19 protein-coding genes are annotated in these 19,114 nt (G+C 70.7%); 7 read left to right on the top strand and 12 right to left on the bottom strand.

What is annotated here, in order from left to right; translation table 11 throughout:
- Window positions 1–236 precede the first annotated feature (236 nt).
- A complete protein-coding gene (locus tag ACFSZT_RS04745) occupies window positions 237–518 on the top strand; it encodes a putative quinol monooxygenase (protein ID WP_377396054.1) in 282 nt (93 codons plus the stop codon).
- A gap of 49 nt (window positions 519–567) precedes the next feature.
- Here the strand turns inward: ACFSZT_RS04745 and ACFSZT_RS04740 are convergent, their stop codons facing one another.
- Both ACFSZT_RS04740 and ACFSZT_RS04735 read right to left on the bottom strand, forming a co-directional pair.
- Window positions 568–1,203, bottom strand: coding sequence for a nucleoside/nucleotide kinase family protein (locus ACFSZT_RS04740; RefSeq protein ID WP_377396051.1), 636 nt, complete (start codon window positions 1,201–1,203; stop codon window positions 568–570).
- A complete protein-coding gene (locus ACFSZT_RS04735) occupies window positions 1,200–2,039 on the bottom strand; it encodes a PfkB family carbohydrate kinase (protein ID WP_377396341.1) in 840 nt (279 codons plus the stop codon). The genes ACFSZT_RS04740 and ACFSZT_RS04735 overlap by 4 nt, the downstream gene beginning before the upstream one ends.
- Before the next feature lie 142 nt (window positions 2,040–2,181).
- Here ACFSZT_RS04735 and ACFSZT_RS04730 point away from each other — a divergent pair, with 142 nt between their 5' ends.
- Entirely contained in the window at window positions 2,182–3,258 is a 1,077-nt protein-coding gene (locus ACFSZT_RS04730) for a LacI family DNA-binding transcriptional regulator (protein WP_377396049.1), read from the top strand.
- Here the strand turns inward: ACFSZT_RS04730 and ACFSZT_RS04725 are convergent.
- Window positions 3,207–4,220, bottom strand: coding sequence for a glycoside hydrolase family 76 protein (locus ACFSZT_RS04725; protein ID WP_377396046.1), 1,014 nt, complete (start codon window positions 4,218–4,220; stop codon window positions 3,207–3,209). The genes ACFSZT_RS04730 and ACFSZT_RS04725 overlap by 52 nt on opposite strands.
- A 56-nt stretch (window positions 4,221–4,276) precedes the next feature.
- Here ACFSZT_RS04725 and ACFSZT_RS04720 point away from each other — a divergent pair, with 56 nt between their 5' ends.
- Window positions 4,277–6,433 carry a molybdopterin-dependent oxidoreductase gene (locus ACFSZT_RS04720; protein ID WP_377396044.1) on the top strand — a complete coding sequence of 719 codons (2,157 nt, stop codon included), beginning with the start codon at window positions 4,277–4,279 and terminating at the stop codon, window positions 6,431–6,433.
- Window positions 6,434–6,437: 4 nt separating this feature from the next.
- Here ACFSZT_RS04720 and ACFSZT_RS04715 read toward each other — a convergent pair whose 3' ends face one another.
- From ACFSZT_RS04715 to ACFSZT_RS04700, 4 genes are all read right to left on the bottom strand, one after another.
- Window positions 6,438–7,100, bottom strand: coding sequence for a TrmH family RNA methyltransferase (locus ACFSZT_RS04715; RefSeq protein WP_377396041.1), 663 nt, complete (start codon window positions 7,098–7,100; stop codon window positions 6,438–6,440).
- Between the two features lie 11 nt (window positions 7,101–7,111).
- The gene (locus tag ACFSZT_RS04710) at window positions 7,112–7,516 is read right to left on the bottom strand and encodes a DUF2784 domain-containing protein (RefSeq protein ID WP_377396038.1); all 405 of its coding nucleotides are present in this window, start codon (window positions 7,514–7,516) and stop codon (window positions 7,112–7,114) included.
- A 182-nt stretch (window positions 7,517–7,698) separates the two neighbouring features.
- Window positions 7,699–8,262 carry an orotate phosphoribosyltransferase gene (gene pyrE, locus ACFSZT_RS04705; protein ID WP_377396035.1) on the bottom strand — a complete coding sequence of 188 codons (564 nt, stop codon included), beginning with the start codon at window positions 8,260–8,262 and terminating at the stop codon, window positions 7,699–7,701.
- Window positions 8,263–8,289: 27 nt separating this feature from the next.
- On the bottom strand, window positions 8,290–9,057 hold the full coding sequence (locus ACFSZT_RS04700) for an SDR family NAD(P)-dependent oxidoreductase (RefSeq protein ID WP_377396032.1): 768 nt from the start codon (window positions 9,055–9,057) through the stop codon (window positions 8,290–8,292).
- A 140-nt stretch (window positions 9,058–9,197) separates the two neighbouring features.
- Here ACFSZT_RS04700 and ACFSZT_RS04695 point away from each other — a divergent pair, with 140 nt between their 5' ends.
- Complete coding sequence (locus tag ACFSZT_RS04695; protein WP_377396029.1) at window positions 9,198–9,488, top strand: hypothetical protein; 291 nt, start codon at window positions 9,198–9,200, stop codon at window positions 9,486–9,488.
- Here ACFSZT_RS04695 and ACFSZT_RS04690 read toward each other — a convergent pair whose 3' ends face one another.
- Together ACFSZT_RS04690 and clpB are read right to left on the bottom strand one after the other, a co-directional pair.
- Window positions 9,489–10,193 carry a hypothetical protein gene (locus tag ACFSZT_RS04690; RefSeq protein ID WP_377396026.1) on the bottom strand — a complete coding sequence of 235 codons (705 nt, stop codon included), beginning with the start codon at window positions 10,191–10,193 and terminating at the stop codon, window positions 9,489–9,491.
- A 68-nt stretch (window positions 10,194–10,261) separates the two neighbouring features.
- On the bottom strand, window positions 10,262–12,862 hold the full coding sequence (gene clpB, locus ACFSZT_RS04685) for an ATP-dependent chaperone ClpB (RefSeq protein WP_377396022.1): 2,601 nt from the start codon (window positions 12,860–12,862) through the stop codon (window positions 10,262–10,264).
- Between the two features lie 189 nt (window positions 12,863–13,051).
- On the opposite strand from clpB, the gene ACFSZT_RS04680 reads away from it, so the two are divergent.
- The gene (locus tag ACFSZT_RS04680; RefSeq protein ID WP_377396019.1) at window positions 13,052–14,647 is read left to right on the top strand and encodes an alanine/glycine:cation symporter family protein; all 1,596 of its coding nucleotides are present in this window, start codon (window positions 13,052–13,054) and stop codon (window positions 14,645–14,647) included.
- A gap of 30 nt (window positions 14,648–14,677) precedes the next feature.
- Here ACFSZT_RS04680 and ACFSZT_RS04675 read toward each other — a convergent pair whose 3' ends face one another.
- The gene (locus ACFSZT_RS04675; protein ID WP_377396016.1) at window positions 14,678–15,166 is read right to left on the bottom strand and encodes a MarR family winged helix-turn-helix transcriptional regulator; all 489 of its coding nucleotides are present in this window, start codon (window positions 15,164–15,166) and stop codon (window positions 14,678–14,680) included.
- Between the two features lie 368 nt (window positions 15,167–15,534).
- On the opposite strand from ACFSZT_RS04675, the gene ACFSZT_RS04670 reads away from it, so the two are divergent.
- Both ACFSZT_RS04670 and ACFSZT_RS04665 read left to right on the top strand, forming a co-directional pair.
- Window positions 15,535–16,710 (top strand): FAD-binding oxidoreductase, encoded by a 1,176-nt coding sequence (locus ACFSZT_RS04670; RefSeq protein WP_377396013.1) that lies wholly within the window; start codon window positions 15,535–15,537, stop codon window positions 16,708–16,710.
- Window positions 16,711–16,752: 42 nt separating this feature from the next.
- Window positions 16,753–17,457, top strand: coding sequence for a dienelactone hydrolase family protein (locus tag ACFSZT_RS04665; protein ID WP_377396010.1), 705 nt, complete (start codon window positions 16,753–16,755; stop codon window positions 17,455–17,457).
- A gap of 7 nt (window positions 17,458–17,464) precedes the next feature.
- On the opposite strand, the gene ACFSZT_RS04660 is transcribed toward ACFSZT_RS04665, so the two are convergent.
- Both ACFSZT_RS04660 and dnaJ read right to left on the bottom strand, forming a co-directional pair.
- Window positions 17,465–17,917, bottom strand: coding sequence for a heat shock protein transcriptional repressor HspR (locus tag ACFSZT_RS04660; RefSeq protein ID WP_377396007.1), 453 nt, complete (start codon window positions 17,915–17,917; stop codon window positions 17,465–17,467).
- Window positions 17,917–19,095 (bottom strand): molecular chaperone DnaJ, encoded by a 1,179-nt coding sequence (gene dnaJ / locus ACFSZT_RS04655; protein ID WP_377396004.1) that lies wholly within the window; start codon window positions 19,093–19,095, stop codon window positions 17,917–17,919. Before dnaJ ends, ACFSZT_RS04660 begins: the two co-directional genes overlap by 1 nt.
- Window positions 19,096–19,114 lie beyond the last annotated feature (19 nt).

Below are 19,114 nucleotides of genomic sequence, written 5' to 3'. Positions count from 1 at the left end.
CGGCCCTGTACCCGGGCGACCGTGTCTGCCGCCCACGTCACCGTGTGCGCCGCCCACGTCACCGTGTCTGCCGTCCACGTCGCCGTGTGCGCCGTCCACGTCGCCGTGTCGGCCGACGAATTTCGACCCCCGGCCCGGTCGGTACCGGCGGGAAGCCGGTGGAACACGGCCCCGGCCGCCGCGAGCCGGCCCGAACGCCGCCACACCCGGCACCACACCCGAACCGAGGAGAAGCCATGCTGATCGTCGCCGGACACCTGACTGTCGCCGCGGAGCAGCGGGAGTCGTACCTGGCCACGTGCGTCGACGTGGTCGAGCAGGCGCGCCGGGCACCCGGTTGCCTGGACTTCGCCGTCACCGCGGACCTGGTCGATCCCACCCGGATCGACATCTTCGAGCGCTGGGAGTCGCGGGCGGACGTGGAGGCCTTCCGCGGGTCCGGTCCGTCGGGCCAGCAGAACGCCATGATCGTCTCGGCGGCCGTTGCCGAATACGAGGTCAGCCCGGCCTGTGCATAACCCTGTGGACAACCCTGAGTTATCCACAGGGTTGTGGAGTCAACGGCGCTTACACCGCGAAGTGCGGCAGATCCATGTTCTCGACGATCAGGTCCGCCCGCGCCGCGCTCGGCGCGATGAGGTCGGCGTTGCGCTGGTCGGAGCCCCAGGCGCGCTGCTGGGCCTCCACGAGCGACCTGCCGTACTTCCGGTGCCGGGTGACGAGCCGCTCGATCCGCTCCTGCTCGTCCGGCTGGAGGTACCAGATCTCGTCGATGATCGATCGCAGCTGCGCCCACGGTTCCGTGTCGAGCAGCAGGTAGTTGCCCTCGGTGATGACGAGCCGGACCTCCGGGGGCACGGCGACGGCACCGGCGATCGGCTCCTCGATCTCCCGCCGGAACTCCGGCGCGTACACCATTTCCCTGCCCTCGGCGAGCCTGCGGATGAGGTGCACGTAGCCGTAGCCGTCGAAGGTGTCCGGGGCGCCCTTGCGGTCGGCGTTGCCGAGCCGGTTGAGCTCGACCTGCGCGAGGTGGAAGCCGTCCATGCCCACCACGGTCGCCCGGTGCCCGATCTCCTTGGCGAGCCGCCAGGCCAGCGTGGTCTTGCCGGAGGCGGGCGCGCCGGCGATGCCCAGCACCGACCGGCCGTCCTTCGCCGCGAGCGCTTCGGCCCTGGCCAGCAGTTCGTCGAAGGTGGTCATCTCACTCCCATCATCGCCCTGACCGGGCGCAGCCAACTTCTGGGTCCGCTGTGACGTACCCGTTCCGCCGCGACGTCGTTCGCGAACGCGACGAGATCTGCCACACCGAGCGCGCCGAGCCGGGTCGCCAGCGCGCCGTGCCAGACATCGCCCGCACCCAAAGTGTCTCTTGCCGTGACGGCGGGCACGGGCACTTCCCCCGAGTCGCCGCCGCTACGCCAGCGAACCGGATCCGCGCCCGCCGTGGTGATGACGGTCGGCACCTCGCTCAGCAGGCCGTTGGGCGCCCGGAACTGCGCGGAGCAGCCCACGACGTCGGCGAGCGGCAGCAGGTCGGCGAAGACGGGTTTCCAGCTGCCGGCGTCCACCACTACCGGCACGCCCCGCTGTCGTGCCCACCGGGCCGCGGCCAGCGCGAGCGACGGGTGGTGGCCGTCGACCAGGACGGCGTCGGCGTCGGGGAAAGCCGCCGGGTTCACGTCCACGTCGGGGGCGGCCGCTGCGTTGTGCGACACGACGGTCCGTTCGCCGTCGCGCTCGCGGACGGCCACCGCGCTCACCGGCGGTGGAAGCGGGTGGTCCGGGAGGGCGTCCAGCAGCCGCACACCGCACGTCCGGAGGTCGGCTCGGGCGAGCTCGGCCAGCGGGTGGGCGCCGACGACGGTCAGCAACGTCGCCTCACCACCGAGCGCGGCCACCGTCACCGCGGCGTTCGTCGCCGGACCGCCCGCGGCGACCTGCACCGACCGCGACTGCACCTTCTCGCCGGGCGCGGGCAGCTCGACCACCCGCTGCACGACGTCGACAGTGCACAAGCCCGCCAGGAGCACCTTCACGCCGCCCACGCAGTCCATCCTCCCGGTTTCCGAGGCACACCCACGGATCTTGGTGAAAGTAGGCACGGGTTATGCTCCGGCGCAAGCGTTTGCGCAAACGCTTGCCGCTCCTGTTGGCAGCTGCGACTCGCGAAGGACCACAATGCCCCCGCAGAGGTCGAACCGACCCACCCAGCGCGACATCGCCGAGCTTGCCGGGGTCTCGATCACCACGGTCTCGCACGTGGTGAACGGCACCAGGGCCGTCGCGCCCGAAACCCGGGCCGCCGTGCTCGCCGCCATCGAGCAGACGGGCTACACCGGCGACGTCATCGCGCGCTCGCTCGTCACCGGAGGAACGCGGACGATCGGCGTCGCCATCTCGCTGCTCGCCAATCCGTACTTCGCCGTGCTGATGCAGGCCATCGAGCGCGAAGCCGCGGCAGCAGGTTACACGGTGCTGCTGTCGGACACGCACGACACCGTGGACACCGAGCAGTCGGTCGTACGCGCCCTGCGAGCACGCCGGGTCGAGGGCATCCTGCTCACGCCGGTGCCCGGCGACCGCGCGATCGTCGACGAACTACTCTCGCTGAACCTGCCGACCGTGCTCCTCGACCGCCTCGCCACCCGCGGCGACATCGATCAGGTGGGGCCCGAGAACATCCAGTCCACCTCGGCGCTCACCGAGCACCTCGCCTCCCTCGGCCACCGGCGCATCGGCTTCATCAGCGGGACGCCGGGGCTGGCGACGAGCGAGGAACGCGTGCTCGGCTACCGGCTCGGCCTGGGCCGAGCGGGCCTGCCGTGGAACCCGGATCTCGTCGTCTCCGGGCATTCCGGGCGAGCCGGCGCCGCCGCCGCACTGCGGAACCTGCTCGACCGGCCCGAGCCGCCCACGGCCGTGCTGGTCGCCAACGACGCGATGATGACCGGCGTGCTGAGCGAGGCCCGGCACCGCGGCCTGCGCATCGGCGAGGACCTCGCCCTCGCCGGGTACGACGACCCCGAGTGGGCCGACCTCATCGACCCGCCGCTGACCACCATGGCGCAACCCATCGCCGACATCGGCCGGGAGGCGGTCCGGCTCCTGCTGGCCCGGATCAAGGACCCGGCCCGCGCGCCGGAAACCGTCCGGCTGCCGCCGCGGCTACGGCACCGGGAGTCGTGTGGCTGTCGTCTCCAGCCTCACGCGGGCAACGTCGCCACGGCCTCGAGCAGCAGCCAGCCGCCGATCTGAACCGACAGGTCCCGCGCGGGGTGCCCTCGCGGATCGCCTGGAGCCGGTTCCGTCCATTCCGGACTGAACAGCGGGCCCGACGGCGTCCGCGCGGCACCGTCCCAGCACGCGCTCGCCGAGTCCGACACCAACCGTGCCGCGGCTTCCGCGATCGGCCCGGCGGGAAGCCGGCGTGCCGCCAGCGCGAGGTACCTCGCCAGGATTCCGGCGAACAGACCGCCGTCGCCACCACCGGCGCCCCGCAATACGCCTCCAGGTGCGAGATGCGACGCCACGGCCCGCACCGTGCGTTCCGCGGCCTCCACTTCGGACAGTTCGAGGCAGGCACCGAGGAACACACCCTGGCAGGAGGTGAAAACCCGGTCGACGAGCTCGCCGGTGTCGCCGCGGACGCCGTCCCACACCAGTCCCGTGCCGTCGTCGACGAGCCGGTCCTCCATCCACCGGAACAGCCGGCGCGCCGCCTCGGCATCGCCCCCGCGCGCGAACGCGATCGCCGCGGGACCGTTCGTGGGCGCGTTCTTGTAGGAATCCCGGACATGCCAACGGATCCCGCCACCGGCTTCGACGGTCCAGCCGTCCCGCAACGCGGCCGACAACTCCGCGGCCGGCCCGCCAACGTCCAGTCCGGTCACCTCGGCGACCCGCTGCAACGCCAGCAGCAACCACGCCATGTCGTCGTAGAAGTCGTTGGTCCAGCGGTGGTTGCGCAGCCGGATGGCGCGGAGCAGGCGCTCGATCGTCACCACCCGCTCGCCGGTGGGCGCGCGCAGTTGCGCGTCGACGAGGCAGTCGAGCAGGTGCGCCTGCCACCAGTAGTTCCACCGCCGATGCAGCCGGTCGGCCGGTGTCGGCGGCCAGCCACTACGGCCGAGGACGGTGCCGGGAACACCCCACAGCCGAGCCAGGTGCCGCGTGCGGACCGCACGCTCGGCCTCGGCGGCGCGCTCGATCCACGTCATGGCCCCATCCTTGCCGGGACCTCGACATTCCGCAGCGGCTGCCGGACCATGAACCGATGGCAACGGCGCATGTCACGTGTCCTCTGTGCGAAGCGACGTGTGGTCTGACGGTGACGTTCGAAGGCGCCACCGTGACCGGCGTCCGCGGCGACCCCGACGACGTGCTGTCCCACGGCTACGTCTGCCCCAAAGGCGCCTCGCTCGGCGCCCTGCACCACGATCCCGACCGGCTGCGGGCACCACTCGTCAAGCGGGACGGCGAGTTCACCCAGGTCTCGTGGGACGACGCCTTCGCCGAGATCGACGCCCGCCTGCCCGGGATCATCGCCGAGCACGGCGCTGACGCCGTCGCCGTCTACGCGGGCAACCCGTCGGCTCACAACCTGCCCGTGGCGCTCTACGGCCGCGCGTTCTACAAGGCGATCGGCACCAGGAACTTCTACACCGCGGGCAGCGTCGACCAGTTGCCGAAGCACTACGCCTGCGGCTACCTGTTCGGCGGCGGGTTCACCATTCCCGTGCCGGACCTCGACCGCACCGAGCACCTGCTGATTCTCGGCGCGAACCCGTTGGTGTCCAACGGAAGCCTGATGACGGCGGGTGACGTCCGCGCCCGGCTGCGCGGCATCCGGCGGCGCGGCGGCAAGATCGTCGTCGTCGACCCGCGGCGTACCCGCACCGCCGAGTTCGCCGACGAGCACCACGCCATCCGCCCCGGCACCGACGCGCTACTGCTGTTCGCGCTCGTGCACGTCCTGTTCGCCGAGGACCTCGTGCGGCTGCGCCATCTCGCCGAGCACGTCGCCGGTGTCGAGGCGGTCCGCACGCTGGCCGAGCCGTTCAGCCCGGACGCCGTGGCGCCCGCGACCGGACTGGGCGCCAACGACATCCGGCACCTGGCACGGGAACTCGCGGCCGCCGAGCGGGCCGTCGTGTACGGGCGCATCGGCACCACCACGCAGTCGTTCGGCACGCTCGCGAGCTGGCTGGTCGACGTGCTGAACGTGCTCACCGGCAACCTCGACGCGCCCGGCGGCGCGATGTTCCCGCTCGCGGCGGCCGGACAACTCAACAGCAGCGCGGGCGCGCCGCGCAGGCCGTTCCGCGCAGGCCGCTGGCGTACCCGTGTGCGCGGGCTGCCGGAGGTGTTCGGCGAGGTGCCGGTGGCCACGCTCGCCGACGAGATCGAGACGCCGGGTGGCGGGCAGGTGCGGGCGCTCGTGACGGTCGCGGGCAACCCGTGCCTGAGCACGCCCAACGCCGCCCGGCTCGATCAGGCACTCGGCCGGCTCGACTTCATGCTGTCGCTGGACGTCTACCTCAACGAGACCACGCGGCACGCCGACGTCATCCTGCCCGGACCGACGCCGCTGGAGCGGCCGCACTACGACGTCTCGCTCTACCAGCTCGCCGTGCGCGGCGTCGCCAACTGGACGCCCGCCGCCCTGGCCACCGATCTGCCGCAGGAATGGGAAACCCTGCTGCGGCTCACCGGCATCGTCACCGGACTGGGACCCAACGCCGACATCGCCGCGCTCGACGACCTGGTCGCGGGTGATGTCGCCCGCCGAGCCGGGCTCGACCCTGCCGTGGCGGGCGAGCGCACCGGCCCTGAGCGGCTCCTGGACCTCATGCTGCGCGCCGGCCCGCACGACCTGACGCTCGCCGACCTGGAAGCCGCACCGCACGGCATCGACCTCGGGCCCATGCGCCCGCGCCTGCCGGACGTCCTGACCACCGCGAGCGGCAAGATCGAACTCGCTCCCGAGGCCGTCACCGCCGACGTGCCGAGGCTCGCGGCCGAACTGACGCCGGATCGCGACGGCCGCCTCGTCCTCATCGGACGGCGGCAGCTGAGTTCGAACAACTCGTGGATGCACAACCTCGAGCCGCTCGTGCGCGGCAGCAACCGGTGCACCATCCAGGTCCATCCCGGCGACGCCGACCGGCTCGGGCTGCACGACGGCGACACCGCGAAGGTCACCGCCCGCACCGGGACCATCGAGGTGCCGGTGGAGGTCACCGACCGGGTGCGGCCCGGTGTGGTGAGCATTCCGCACGGCTGGGGACACGATGTGCCGGGCGTGCGCACGTCCGTGGCGGTCCGGCATGCGGGCGCGAACTCCAACGTGCTCGCCGACGAACTGGCCCTCGATGCGTTGTCGGGCACGGCCGTGCTGAACGGCATCCCGGTCGAGGTGGCTCGCGCCTGAGGCGTCACCAGGCGGCGGAGAGATCCGCGTGCAGGCGGATCCACGTGTGCATGACGATGCCGGCGGCCACCCCGGCGTTGATCGAGCGCGTTGTGCCGAACTGCGCGATCGAGACCACCCGCGACGCCGCCTGCTGCGCCTCGGCGGACAGGCCCGGACCTTCCTGGCCGAACAACAGCACGCACTCGCGCGGCAGCTCGACGGTCTCGATCGGCTCCGCGCCGGGTGTGTTGTCCACCGCGACGATCGCCAGGCCGCGTGCCTCGGCGAACTCGGCCAGCTCGGCGACGGTCGGGTGATGGTACAGGTGCTGGTAGCGGTCGGTGACCATCGCGCCCCGCCGATTCCAGCGGCGCTTGCCGACGATGTGAACGGCCGCCGCCGCGAACGCGTTGGCGGTACGCACGACGGTGCCGATGTTGTGGTCGTGCTGGAAGTTCTCGATCGCGACGTGGAAGGGGTACCGGCGCTTGTCCATGTCGGCGACGATCGCCTCGCGCCGCCAGTACCGGTAGGCGTCGACGACGTTGCGCCGGTCGCCGTGTTCGAGCAGTTCGGGGTCGTAGCGGGGGTCGTCCGGCCACGGGCCCTGCCACGGGCCGACGCCGACCTCCGGGCGGGCTCCCCACTCGGTGGGCCCGGTGGCGGTGTCGGCGTCCTGGGTCACGCGCCCATTCTCTACCCGGGCCCGCCGAAGCCCACCGACTGCCCGGCGACGTGGCCGTGCTGCCGCTGCCGCCACAGCAACGCGGCCCCGATGTACGAGACGGCCACGAGCAGCAGCGCCACGACGGCGACGAACGGCAGCAGCGCGTCCGGGATGATCGTGCCGTAGATGTAGTACTCGTTGAACCCACCCGGCAACGGGCCCAGACCACGCTGCTCGCGCAGGAAGTCCTCGGCCACCGTCAACGGGCACGACAGCGGCAGCACGTTGACGGCGACACCCCAGAACGCGAAGAAAACGTGCACGAAGATCGATTTCGGCCACATCCAGGCCAGAAAACCGCCGAGGCCGATGTAGGCGAGCGCGAGGAAGTGCACGACCGTGACCAGTGCGGTGAGCAGTTCCAGTCCGAGCACCGAACCCACCAACCCCCCTGTCGAAAAGCCCCCCAAAAGTCAATATCAACAGTACCCCGTCGACGCCGATCAGGTCGACAAAATGATCTGTTGACTACGACTGTTACCAGGGCTTATCGACCCGGAGACCCGGTTCGCCCGGGTTCACACGGGCAAATCCGGGCGATTTCGGCGGCGAGCGCTCAGGACAGGCCGAGGTCGTCGAGATCGAGCAGGTACCGGTACGGCAGGCCCTGCTTCTCGATCGCCTCGCGGGCGCCCGTACCACGGTCCACGACGGTCGCCACGCCCACCACGGTCGCGCCCGCCTCGTTCAGGGCCTCGACGGCGGTCAGCACGCTGCCGCCCGTCGTGGAGGTGTCCTCGACGGCGAGCACCCGCTGCCCGGCCACCTCCATGCCCTCGATCCGGCGCTGCATGCCGTGTTCCTTGACGTTCTTGCGCACCACGAACGCGTCGAGCACCATGCCGTCGGCCGCGGCGGAGTGCAGCATCGCGGCGGCCACCGGGTCGGCGCCCAGCGCCAGCCCGCCGACGGCCACGTAGTCCCAGTCCGAGGTGAGCTGCCGCAGGAGCTTGCCGATGAGGGGAGCAGCCGCGTGGTGGAGGGTGGCCCGGCGCAGGTCGACGTAGTAGTCGGCCTCCTTGCCGGAGGCGAGCGTCACCTTGCCGTGCACCACGCACAGCTCGGCAACGAGCCTGGCCAGTTCGATTTTCGCCGCTTGATCCAACGAGGGTGTCGCCACGGACTGCAAGTCTGACACGCGCCGGCCTCAGGTGCGGTCGCGCCCCGCGAACCGCCCGCCGAGGAGCCGGATCAGCCCGCGCGGCAACAACCGGCCGATGGCGACGACAGCCTTGTACTGCGGGCTCGGCACCGAGATCACCTTGCCGCGACGCAGGTCGGCGAGGGCCTCGCGGACGACTCGGTCGGCGTCCAGCCAGAACGCCTTCGGGCCCGCCTTCTCCAGCCCGGCGCGGTCGTGGAACTCCGTCTCGGTGAACCCGGGGCACAACGCCAGCACCCGCACGCCGGAACAACGCAGCGCCGAGGCGAGGCCGTCGGAGAACGACGTCACCCAGCTCTTGCTCGCCGTGTAGGTGGACCCGCGGCCGGAGAAGAACGCCGCCACGCTGGAGACGTTGACGACGTCGCCGCGGCCACGGTCCAGCATGCCCGGCAGCGCGGCCCGGGTCAGCCGCAGGACACTGGTGACGTTGACGTCCAGCTGGTGCTGCAGCTCGTCGGGCGAAGCCGTCCAGAACTCTCCGGCCAGGCCCAGCCCCGCGTTGTTCACGAGCATGTCGACGGGCTGCGCGGCGAGCCGCTGCTCCACGGTGGTCCGCCCGGCTGCCGTGCCGAGGTCGGCGGGCAGCACGTCCACCCGTACGCCGTGCGCGGTGGTGAGCTCGTCGGCGCGGGCCCGCAACCGCTGCTCGTCGCGGGCGACGAGCACCAGGTCGTAGTGTTCGGCGGCGAGCGCGCGAGCGAAGGCGGCACCGATACCGGCCGTGGCTCCCGTGATCAATGCGGTGGGCATGCCGCCAACCTAGTGCGTCGCTCCCCGTGGCGAAGGTCTGCGGGCAGGCTGCCCGTGCTCGGAGCGCACCTCGGGCAGCAGTATCGTCGAGCACGGCCCATCGGCATACGGACCTCACCCAGACGAGGACGGCTCGGAAGATGGAGAAGCCCGCCATCGACTACGCGTCGTTCGTCCGCGGGTTCCTCGCGGCGACGGACGGAACCGACGGCATGGTCGACCCGCCGGACGACGGCCTGGACCCGGTGGCGTTCGCCGAGGGTGTCGCGGCGTGGGCGGCGCTGTCGCGGACCGGTTGCCCGGCCACCTACCGCGAGCTCTCCACACAGGACGGCGGACGGTTCACGGGCACGCTCGACACCGAACTGGCCGGCATCACCACCGAGCTGCCGCTTGCGGGCACACTGGACCTCGCTCGGAAGCCCTGCTGATCAGAAGCCCTGCTGACGGGCCCGTTCCTCGGCGGAGACGGGCGGCGGCTCCTGGGCGGGCACGTAGTTCTCGTCGAAGGGGTCGACGATGTCGGCGATCTCGCCGAGGTCACGCAGCAGCCGTTCCAGGCGCGACGGGCCGACGTTCGGGGCCACGCTGGCCAGCACCCACTCGTTCTCCAGCCAGGCCACCCCGACGTCGCCGCCCAGCGCATCGGCGGCGTCCACGATGTCCTGGGTGATCACGGTCCGCGCGGCGTTCACGTCGTCGGCGAAGGCGTATCGCTGGCCGACGGGGCCCAGCAGCTCGGGCATCTCGGCCCGCTGGAACGGCACGCTCGCCAGCCACAGCTCGAGCAGTACCGGGTGGATGCGGTTGCAGCGCACGGCCACGATCACCGCCGGGATCAGCCCGTCGGCCTCGATGTCGAACACGAACACCGGGCGCCGGCCGTCCGAGGTGAACGTCGAGCCCGCGACCACGTTGACCGCGGACTCCGCGCCGAAGTACCCGATGGCGCCGCCGGACCACTGCTGGGGCAGCCGCTGGTCCTCCTCGACGTACTGCCAGCCGCGCAGCTCGGCCCAGCGCGCGCGCTCCCGGTTGCGCGAATTCTCCTTGGCCCGGTCGGCCATCAGCAGTGCGAGCCCGGCCACCGCGGCGATGGCCGCGATGACGAACCAGATCCACGCTGGAATACCCACGCGAGCAGGGTAGCCCGCTCGGCCTGCCGCAAGGTGGCGGCAGGCCGAGGGATGTTTTCACGATTGGACTACGCCGCGCGGCTCACCACGAGGTTGTCGCCTGCCTCGAACTCCGGGACGTCGACGCGCACGGTGTCGCCGTCGCGGATCTCGCCCGCCAGGAGCTTGCGCGCGAGCTGGTCGCCGATCGCCGACTGGACGAGCCTGCGCAGCGGCCGCGCACCGTAGATCGGGTCGTAGCCGTTGAGCGCCAGCCAGTCCCGGGCACCCGGCGAGACGTCGAGCGTGAGCCTGCGCTGGGACAGCCGCTGGGCGAGCCTGCCGACCTGGATGTCCACGATGGCCCCGAGCTGCTCGGTGCCGAGCGCGTGGAACACGACGATGTCGTCGAGCCGGTTGAGGAACTCGGGCTTGAAGTGCTGCTGGACCACGGCCATCACCGAGTCGCTGCGCTGCTGGTCCGACAGCGTGGGGTCGGCGATCGCCTGCGAACCGAGGTTCGACGTGAGCACCAGGATGGTGTTGCGGAAGTCCACCGTGCGGCCCTGGCCGTCGGTGAGCCTGCCGTCGTCGAGCACCTGCAGCAGGACGTCGAACACGTCCGGGTGCGCCTTTTCGACCTCGTCGAGCAGCACGACCGTGTACGGCCGCCTGCGCACCGACTCGGTGAGCTGCCCGCCCTGGTCGTAGCCGACGTAGCCGGGTGGCGCGCCGACCAGCCTGGCCACGCTGTGCTTCTCGCTGTACTCGCTCATGTCGATGCGCAGCATGGCGCGCTCGTCGTCGAAGAGGAACTCGGCGAGCGCCTTGGCCAGCTCCGTCTTGCCGACACCGGTGGGGCCGAGGAAGAGGAACGAGCCGGTCGGCCGGTCGGGGTCGGCCACGCCCGCGCGCGCCCGGCGCACCGCGTCGGACACCACGCGGACCGCGTCGTCCTGGCCGACCACCCGCTTGCCGAGCTCCTCCTCCATGCGCAGCAGCTTGCCGGTCTCGCCCTCGAGCAGGCGGCCCGCCGGGATGCCTGTCCAGGCGCTCACGACGTCGGCCACGTCGTCCGCGCCGACCTCCTCCTTGAGCATGACGTCGGCGGCCTTCTCCTCGGTCGCCCGCGTAGCCTCCTCGAGTTCCTTCTCCAGCGCGGGAATCCGGCCGTAGCGCAGCTCGGCGGCCCGGCCGAGGTCGGCGTCGCGCTCGGCGCGGTCGGCCTCACCGCGGAGCTGCTCCAGCTGCTCCTTCAGCTCGCGAACCCGCTCGATGGAGCCCTTCTCGTTCTGCCAGCGCGCGGTCAGGGCGTTCAGCTGTTCGCGTTTCTCGGCCAGTTCGCCGCGCAGGGCGTCGAGCCGTTCCTTCGAGGCGGCGTCGTCCTCCTTGGACAGCGCCATCTCCTCGATCTCCATGCGGCGCACGGCGCGCTCTACCTCGTCGATCTCCACCGGCCGGGAGTCGATCTCCATGCGCAGCCGGGACGCGGCCTCGTCGACGAGGTCGATGGCCTTGTCCGGTAGGTAGCGCGCGGTGATGTAGCGATCGGACAGCGTCGCGGCGGCGACGAGCGCGGCGTCGGTGATGCGCACACCGTGGTGCACCTCGTAGCGCTCCTTGAGGCCGCGCAGAATGCCGACGGCGTCCTCGACCGACGGCTCCCCGACGAACACCTGCTGGAAGCGGCGCTCCAGCGCCGCGTCCTTCTCGATGTGCTTGCGGTACTCGTCCAGCGTCGTCGCGCCGACCATGCGCAGCTCGCCCCGGGCCAGCATCGGCTTGATCATGTTGCCGGCGTCCATGGCACCACCTTCGCCGGTGCCGCCCGCGCCGACGATGGTGTGCAGCTCGTCGATGAACGTGACGACCTGGCCGTTGGACTCCTTGATCTCCTTGAGCACGGCCTTGAGCCGTTCCTCGAACTCGCCCCGGTACTTCGATCCGGCGACCATCGAGCCGAGGTCGAGCGACACCACGCGCTTGCCGCGCAACGATTCGGGCACGTCGCCTGCGACGATGCGCTGGGCGAGGCCCTCGACGATGGCGGTCTTGCCGACGCCGGGCTCGCCGATCAGCACGGGGTTGTTCTTCGTGCGCCGCGAGAGCACCTGCACGACGCGGCGGATCTCGGTGTCCCGGCCGATCACGGGGTCGAGCTCACCGGCGCGGGCGGCCGCGGTGAGGTCCAGGCCGTATTTCTCCAGTGCCTGGTACGTGCCCTCGGGGTCGGGCGTGGTGACCCGCGCGGACCCGCGCACCTGGGTGAAGGCGTCGCGCAGGGCGTCCGGCGTCGCGCCGTGCCGGGTGAGCAGGCTGCTCACCGGACCACCCTCGGCCGCCAGGCCCACCATGACGTGCTCGGCGGAGACGTACTCGTCACCGAGCTCGGTGGCGAGCTTCTGCGCGTGGGTGAGCGACTTGACGGCGTGGGCGTCGAAGTTCGGGGTGGAGACGGTGGCCCCGGTCGCGGAGGGCAGCCCGGAGACGATCGGTTCGAGCTCCTTGTGGATGAGCTCGGGGTCGGCTCCGACCGCGGTCAGCAACGGCGCGGCGATCCCGTCCGACTGGGACAGGAGGGCACCGAGCAGGTGAGCAGGGGAGATCTCCGGGTTTCCCGCCATGGTGGCGGCCTGGGCCGCCGACGAGATCGCCTGCTGGGTCTTCGTGGTCGGGTTGAAAGAGTCCATCCCTCACCTCTGGTCTGAAGTCGCTGCCGACCAGCCTCTCGCAGAGGCCGTCGCTATGCACAACGTCAGAAAAGTTGAGTGTGTTCCGCTCAAGTCGAACACTACAGCAGACCTCGCCAAGGTAACAGCGCGTAACAAAAGCGGGGGTCCACTTGTCAAGGGCCCACCATTCGGGTCAACTACCAGACCATGTCTGTACTGAGCACCGCCGTGGCGGCCACAAACCCGCCGCCCGACGCCACCACGCACGTTCTCGCCGCCGAGGGGGGAACCCTCGCCTCGATCGAGAACTGGGTCAACGAGGTCTTCACACCCATCTCGGACGCCTTCTCGAACTTCGTGTTCGCCGAGATCACCGTCGGGAGCGTCACGTTCCCCTGGATCGTGGCCTGGCTGGTCCTCGCCGCCGCGATCTTCACGCTGTACTTCGGCTTCATCCAGTTCCGGAAGTTCAAGCTGGCGACCGAGCTGGTCCGCGGCCAGTACACCGCCAAGGACGAGCCCGGGGAGATCAACCACTTCCAGGCCCTGGCGTCGGCCCTGTCCGGAACCGTCGGCCTCGGCAACATCGCCGGTGTGGGTGTCGCCGTCACCATCGGTGGCGCAGGCGCGACTTTCTGGATGATCGTCGCCGGCCTGCTCGCCATGTGCACCAAGTTCGTGGAGTGCACCCTCGGCGTGAAGTACCGCGAGGAACACGCCGACGGCACGGTCTCCGGCGGCCCGATGCACTACCTGCGCAAGGGCCTCGCCGAACGGTTCCCGAACGCCTTCGGTGTCGGGCTCGGCAAGGTGCTCGCCGTGCTGACCGCGATCGGCATCCTGTTCTTCGCGTTCGCGGGCGGCAGCATGTTCCAGGTCAACCAGACATTCGCGCAGGTCAAGGACGTCACCGGCGGTGACGACGGCTTCCTCGGCAGCGACGGCGCCGCGCTCATCTTCGGCATCGTGCTCGCGGTGCTGGTCGGCCTGGTCATCATCGGCGGGATCAAGTCCGTCGGCGCGGTCACCAGCCGCCTGGTGCCCGCGATGGCGATCATCTACGTCCTCGGCTGCCTCATCGTCATCGGCGTCAACATCGACTCGGTGCCCGCGGCGATCGGCGAGATCGTCTCCGGCGCGTTCACCGGCGAGGGCGTGGCTGGCGGTGCCATCGGCGCCCTGATCGTCGGTTTCCAGCGCTCCGCGTTCTCCAACGAGGCCGGCCTCGGCTCCGCCCCAATCGCCCACTCCGCGGTCCGGACCAAGAACCCGGCCACCGAGGGCTTCGTCGCGCTGCTCGAGCCGTTCATCGACACCGTGGTCATCTGCACCATGACGGCCCTGACGGTCGTCATCGCCGACACCCCGTTCTGGAACGAGGCCAGGGCCACGGTGGCCGCGGGCGGTGAGGAACCGGACGGTGTGACGGTGACGTCGACAGCGTTCGAGACCGTGCTGCCGTGGTTCCCGTACATCCTCACGGTCGCGGTCGCGCTGTTCGCGCTGTCGACCACCATCACGTGGGGCTACTACGGCCAGAAGTCGTGGCAGTTCCTGTTCGGCAAGCGCAAGACCTCCGACCGGATCTACCAGGTCATCTTCTGCCTGACGATCGTCGCGGGTTGCGTGCTCACCCTCGGCAGCGTGCTGTCCTTCGCCGACGCCGTGGTGTTCTCGCTGGCGCTGTTCAACATCATCGGTCTGTACCTGCTCATGCCGGTGGTGAAGAAGGAGGTGGCCGGCTTCCTGGGCAAGATCCGCTCCGGCGAGGTGAAGAAGATCGAGAAGGAAGTCAGCGCCTGACGCGGCGCCCGAACCGAGCCGAACGGCCCGTCACCGACGTCCGGTGGCGGGCCGTTCCGCGTTCCCGGCGGTGTCGGCGACGGCCGTACGCAGGTCGTCCACGACAGCACCCAGTCGCTCGGTGAGGTCCCGCAGCGCGGCCTCGTCCCAATCGGCCAGCGCGTTGCGGACGAAGTCGATGTGGTGCCTGCGCCACCGGTCGAGGTGCTCCTCGCCCTTCGCCGAGATCCGCACCAGCGTGGCCCGGCCGTCGTCCGGCGACGGCCTGCGTTCGATGAGCTCGGCCTCGGCCAGCTGCGCGACCTGCCTGCTGACCACGGAGATGTCCACCATCCGGCGCTTCGCCAGCTCGGAGAGGCGCACCTCACCGCTGCGCTGGATCTCGGACAGGAGCATCGCCGCGGCCGGGTTGGGGCCCTGGCCGGCATGCCAGTGCTGCAACGTCCAGGCCTGCTGGAGCTGGTGCGCGTCGCGGATCTGGCGCAGCAGATCGACGCAGACCTCGTCCGAGGGATTCATGCCTACCGCCTGGTCACTGTGAGTTATTTGCATCGGGCACGCTCGCCGCGCGATACCGGGCAGACTATCTGCCTTCCGGGTGAGTTAACTCCCGAAGCGGACAAAATCACCACCCGTCCGGAGCAACCGCGCGACGGTCACCGGCAATGCGACTACCGTGCAGGTGCACATGAATCTAGGGTTGTGCCAGTGCGTACGCGCCGGAAGGGTGGATGGTCCATGAGCTCATCGCAACGGCCGCCGATGCTGGATGTCACCGGACCGAAGCCCGCGATGTCGTCACCCGCTCGTGGATAGCGACGGAAGGCCCCTTCGATCACTGTGCGTACTGACCTGACGTTCCGCCTCAGCCACACTGGTGCAGACGGATGACAGCCGACCCGATCAACCCCATACCCAAGGTCGCCCCTGTTCGGGAGGCGCCGCCTGCCGTCACCGCCATGGTGCAGCTGATCCGGGAGACCTGGCACGAGGTCGAGCCGTACACGCCGGAGATCTCGCAGTTCTTCTACGGCATGCTGTTCACCCTCGCCCCCGAGGCGCGGGACTTCTTCCCCATCCACATGGAGATCCAGCGTGGCAAGCTGGTGCGGGCGATCGTCAACATCCTGCAGTCGGTGGACCGCCCGGACGACGTCGCGCCCTACCTCGTCCAGCTCGGCCGCGACCACCGCAAGTTCGGCGTGCAGTCGCATCACTACGAGGCCATCGGCACCGCGCTGCTCGCCGCGGTCAAACGGCAACTCCGGGACGCGTGGACACCGAGGGTCGAACGCGCGTGGGCCGAGGCGTTCACGATCGTCGCCCGGTCGATGCAGGAGGCCGCCGAGGCCGACGAGTACCCGGCGTCGTGGCTGGGCACGGTCGCCGAACACCGGCGGCTGAGCTGGGATCTCGCGCTGATCCGGGTGGAGCCCGAGCACCACATCCCGTACCGGGCCGGGCAGTACCTGAGCGTCGAGGTGCCCCAGCGGCCGAGGCTCTGGCGCTACCTCTCCCCGGCCAACGCGCCGCGGCCGGACGGCTCCCTGGAGTTCCACGTGCGGGCGATCGAGGGCGGCTGGGTCTCCCGCTCGATCGTCAGCCACACCCAGCCCGGCGACGTCTGGCGGTTCGGCGCGCCGATGGGCAGGCTGGACGTCGACCGGCAGTCCGGGCGGGACGTGCTCATGATCGCGGGCGGAACGGGCCTGGCTCCGTTACGCGCGATCCTCGACCACCTCGGCGGCTGGGGGCACAACCCGAACGTCACGCTCTTCTACGGCGGCGCCACCCGCGACGACCTCTACGACCTGGAGCAACTACGCGCGCTGGCCTCCACCAATCCGTGGCTCACCGTGCATCCCGTCGTGGAGCACGGCGAGGGGCTGTCCGGGTTCGAACAAGGAACACTGGCCGACGCCGTCACCGCGCGGGGCGCGTGGCCCGGCCACGACGTGCTCGTGTCCGGCTCGCCCGCGATGATCCGCGCGACCGTCTCGCGCATGCTGGTGGCCGGGACGTCGCTCGACCAGATTCGCTACGACCCGTTCGCGCTCGACTGAACGGTCTGGACCGCCGGTGACTCGCGCGGTTGAGTAGGGCGCATGCAGACCACGATCCAGGCCACCGACGGGACCATCGACGGCTACCTCTCGCTGCCGGTACCCGAGATCTCGGGCGCCGGGCCGTGGCCGGGTGTCGTGGTGGTGCACGACGCCATCGGCCTGACGCAGGACGCCCGCAACATCGCGGACCGCTTCGCCACCGCCGGATTCGTCACGCTGGTGCCCGACCTGTACTCGCGGGGCGGAATGTTCCGATGCGTGCGCTCGGTGTTCGGCGCGCTCGCGGCTGGCAAGGGCCAGGCGTTCGAGGACATCGACGCCGCCCGTCGCACGCTCGTCGAGCGGGCCGACTGCACGGCACGCGTCGGTGTCGTCGGGTTCTGCATGGGAGGTGGCTTCGCGCTCGCGATGGCGAGCCGGGAGTTCGACGCCTCGGCTCCCTACTACGGCCAGTTGCCCAACGATCTGTCCGTGCTCGACGGCGCCTGTCCGGTGGTCGCCAGCTACGGCCGGAAGGACCCTTCGCTGAAGGGGGCCGCCGCGAAGCTCGAACGCGAGTTGAGCGCACGCGGCGTCCCGCACGACGTCAAGGAGTACCCCGACGCCGGGCACAGCTTCGCCAACGAGCTACGGCTGGGCCCGTTCACAAGGCTGGCCAAGTTCGCGGGAGTCGGCTACGACCACGAGGCGAGCGAGGACGCATGGCGCCGGGTGCTGGCGTTCTTCGCCGAGCACCTGCGCTGACGCTCGGTCAGCGGCGGCGGCTGGGCCGCCACACCACGAGGGCGCTCTGCTGCCGGAACGGCACGAGGTCCTTGCGGTAGGACGCGTGCACCGCCGCCGCGGCCTGCTCGGCCGCCGCGTACGCGCTGGCGAGCTCCTCGGTGAGCTCGGCGATGCGGTTCTGCAGCGCCTCGACCTGGTTCTCCAGCTCGATGATGCGCTTGATGCCCGCGAGATTGACGCCTTCCTCCTGCGAGAGCCGCTGGACCTCGCGGAGCTGGGCGATGTCGCGCAGCGAGTACCGCCTGCCGCCGCCCGGCGTCCGGCCGGGGCTCACGAGCCCCAGCCGGTCGTACGAGCGCAACGTCTGCGCGTGCAGGCCGGACAGTTGCGCCGCGACGGAGATGACGAAGACGGGTGTGTCCTCGTCGGCGCCGTGCGGCAGGCCGGAAGGGAATCCCGAGGAACCTGAACCGAACATCACGCACCCCTGTCGCGCAACAGCGCGGTGATCTCGGGCCGCGGATCGTGCTTCGCGACCGCTTCGGCGTACTTCTCCAAGGCGGCCTTGGCCTTGCCGTCGACCTTGGCCGGGACGACCACCTGCAGGGTAACCAGGAGATCACCCTGGGTGCCATCCCGTTTGGCGATCCCCTTGCCGCGTACGCGCAGCACCCGGCCGCTCGAAGTACCCGCGGGCACTTTCACCGACACCTTCGAATCCAGCGTCGGCACCGTGAGCGTGGTGCCGAGCGCCAGCTCGGAGAACTCCACGGGCACCGTGATGGTCAGGTCGTTGCCCGACCGGCCGAACACGGGATCCGGGTTGACGTGCACGCGGACGTACAGGTCGCCCGCGGACGCGCCACCCCGGCCGGGCTCGCCCTGACCGGCCAGCCGGATGCGCTGGTTGTCGTCCACACCCGGCGGGATGCGGACGGTCAGCGTGCGCGTGCGGTTGCTGATGCCCTCGCCCGCGCATTCCGGGCACGGATCGTCGATGATCCGGCCGCGACCCCGGCAGTCGGGGCACGGCTCGGAGAACGCGAACGCACCCTGGCTCCGGCTGACCAGTCCGGCGCCGGCACACGTCGGGCAGGTCCTCGGCCGGGTGCCCGGCCGGGCGCCGTTGCCGCCACACGTGCCGCACGTCGCCGGGCTGGAGAGCCGCAATGGCAACGTCGCGCCCTTCACGGCTTCGGTGAAGTCGATCCGGACGTCGGTCTCGACGTCGGCGCCGCGCGTCCCGCGCGCGGCGGTGGTGCCGCCGCCACCACGGCGGCCGAACAGATTGCCGAGCATGTCGCCGAGACCGCCGAAGCCACCGCTCGCGCCTGCCTGGCCGAAGATGTCGCCGAGATCGAAGCCACCGGCACCCGTGCCGCCACCACCGGGGAAGCCGAAGCCGCCGGGGCCTCCGGAGCCGAAGAGCCTGCGGGCGTCGTCGTACTCCTTGCGCTTCTCGGGGTCGGACAGCACCCCGTACGCCTCCGAGACCGCCTTGAACTTCGTCTCGGCCTCGGTGTTGCCCGGGTTGGCGTCCGGGTGGTTCTCCCTCGCGAGCTTGCGGTAGGCCTTCTTGATCTCGTCCTGGCTGGCGTCGGAGGAGACGCCCAACTCACGGTAGAAGTCCTTGCCGATCCACTCCCTGGCGCTCATCGGGCGTCCCCTCCTCTCG

This window comes from Prauserella oleivorans (assembly GCF_042685745.1).
In the GTDB taxonomy this organism is placed as follows: domain Bacteria; phylum Actinomycetota; class Actinomycetes; order Mycobacteriales; family Pseudonocardiaceae; genus Prauserella_A; species Prauserella_A oleivorans.
This window is presented reverse-complemented; position numbering and strand designations above follow the sequence as displayed.

Bases quoted from the DNA above. Each gene is read 5' to 3' on its own strand.
- ACFSZT_RS04745 (WP_377396054.1), top strand. From the start codon at position 237: ATGCTGATCGTCGCCGGACACCTGACTGTCGCCGCGGAGCAGCGGGAG.
- ACFSZT_RS04740 (WP_377396051.1), bottom strand. From the start codon at position 1,203: ATGACCACCTTCGACGAACTGCTGGCCAGGGCCGAAGCGCTCGCGGCG.
- ACFSZT_RS04730 (WP_377396049.1), top strand. From the start codon at position 2,182: ATGCCCCCGCAGAGGTCGAACCGACCCACCCAGCGCGACATCGCCGAG.
- ACFSZT_RS04725 (WP_377396046.1), bottom strand. From the start codon at position 4,220: ATGACGTGGATCGAGCGCGCCGCCGAGGCCGAGCGTGCGGTCCGCACG.
- ACFSZT_RS04720 (WP_377396044.1), top strand. From the start codon at position 4,277: ATGGCAACGGCGCATGTCACGTGTCCTCTGTGCGAAGCGACGTGTGGT.
- ACFSZT_RS04700 (WP_377396032.1), bottom strand. From the start codon at position 9,057: ATGCCCACCGCATTGATCACGGGAGCCACGGCCGGTATCGGTGCCGCC.
- ACFSZT_RS04695 (WP_377396029.1), top strand. From the start codon at position 9,198: ATGGAGAAGCCCGCCATCGACTACGCGTCGTTCGTCCGCGGGTTCCTC.
- clpB (WP_377396022.1), bottom strand. From the start codon at position 12,862: ATGGACTCTTTCAACCCGACCACGAAGACCCAGCAGGCGATCTCGTCG.
- ACFSZT_RS04680 (WP_377396019.1), top strand. From the start codon at position 13,052: ATGTCTGTACTGAGCACCGCCGTGGCGGCCACAAACCCGCCGCCCGAC.
- ACFSZT_RS04675 (WP_377396016.1), bottom strand. From the start codon at position 15,166: ATGAATCCCTCGGACGAGGTCTGCGTCGATCTGCTGCGCCAGATCCGC.
- ACFSZT_RS04670 (WP_377396013.1), top strand. From the start codon at position 15,535: ATGACAGCCGACCCGATCAACCCCATACCCAAGGTCGCCCCTGTTCGG.
- ACFSZT_RS04665 (WP_377396010.1), top strand. From the start codon at position 16,753: ATGCAGACCACGATCCAGGCCACCGACGGGACCATCGACGGCTACCTC.
- ACFSZT_RS04660 (WP_377396007.1), bottom strand. From the start codon at position 17,917: ATGTTCGGTTCAGGTTCCTCGGGATTCCCTTCCGGCCTGCCGCACGGC.
- dnaJ (WP_377396004.1), bottom strand. From the start codon at position 19,095: ATGAGCGCCAGGGAGTGGATCGGCAAGGACTTCTACCGTGAGTTGGGC.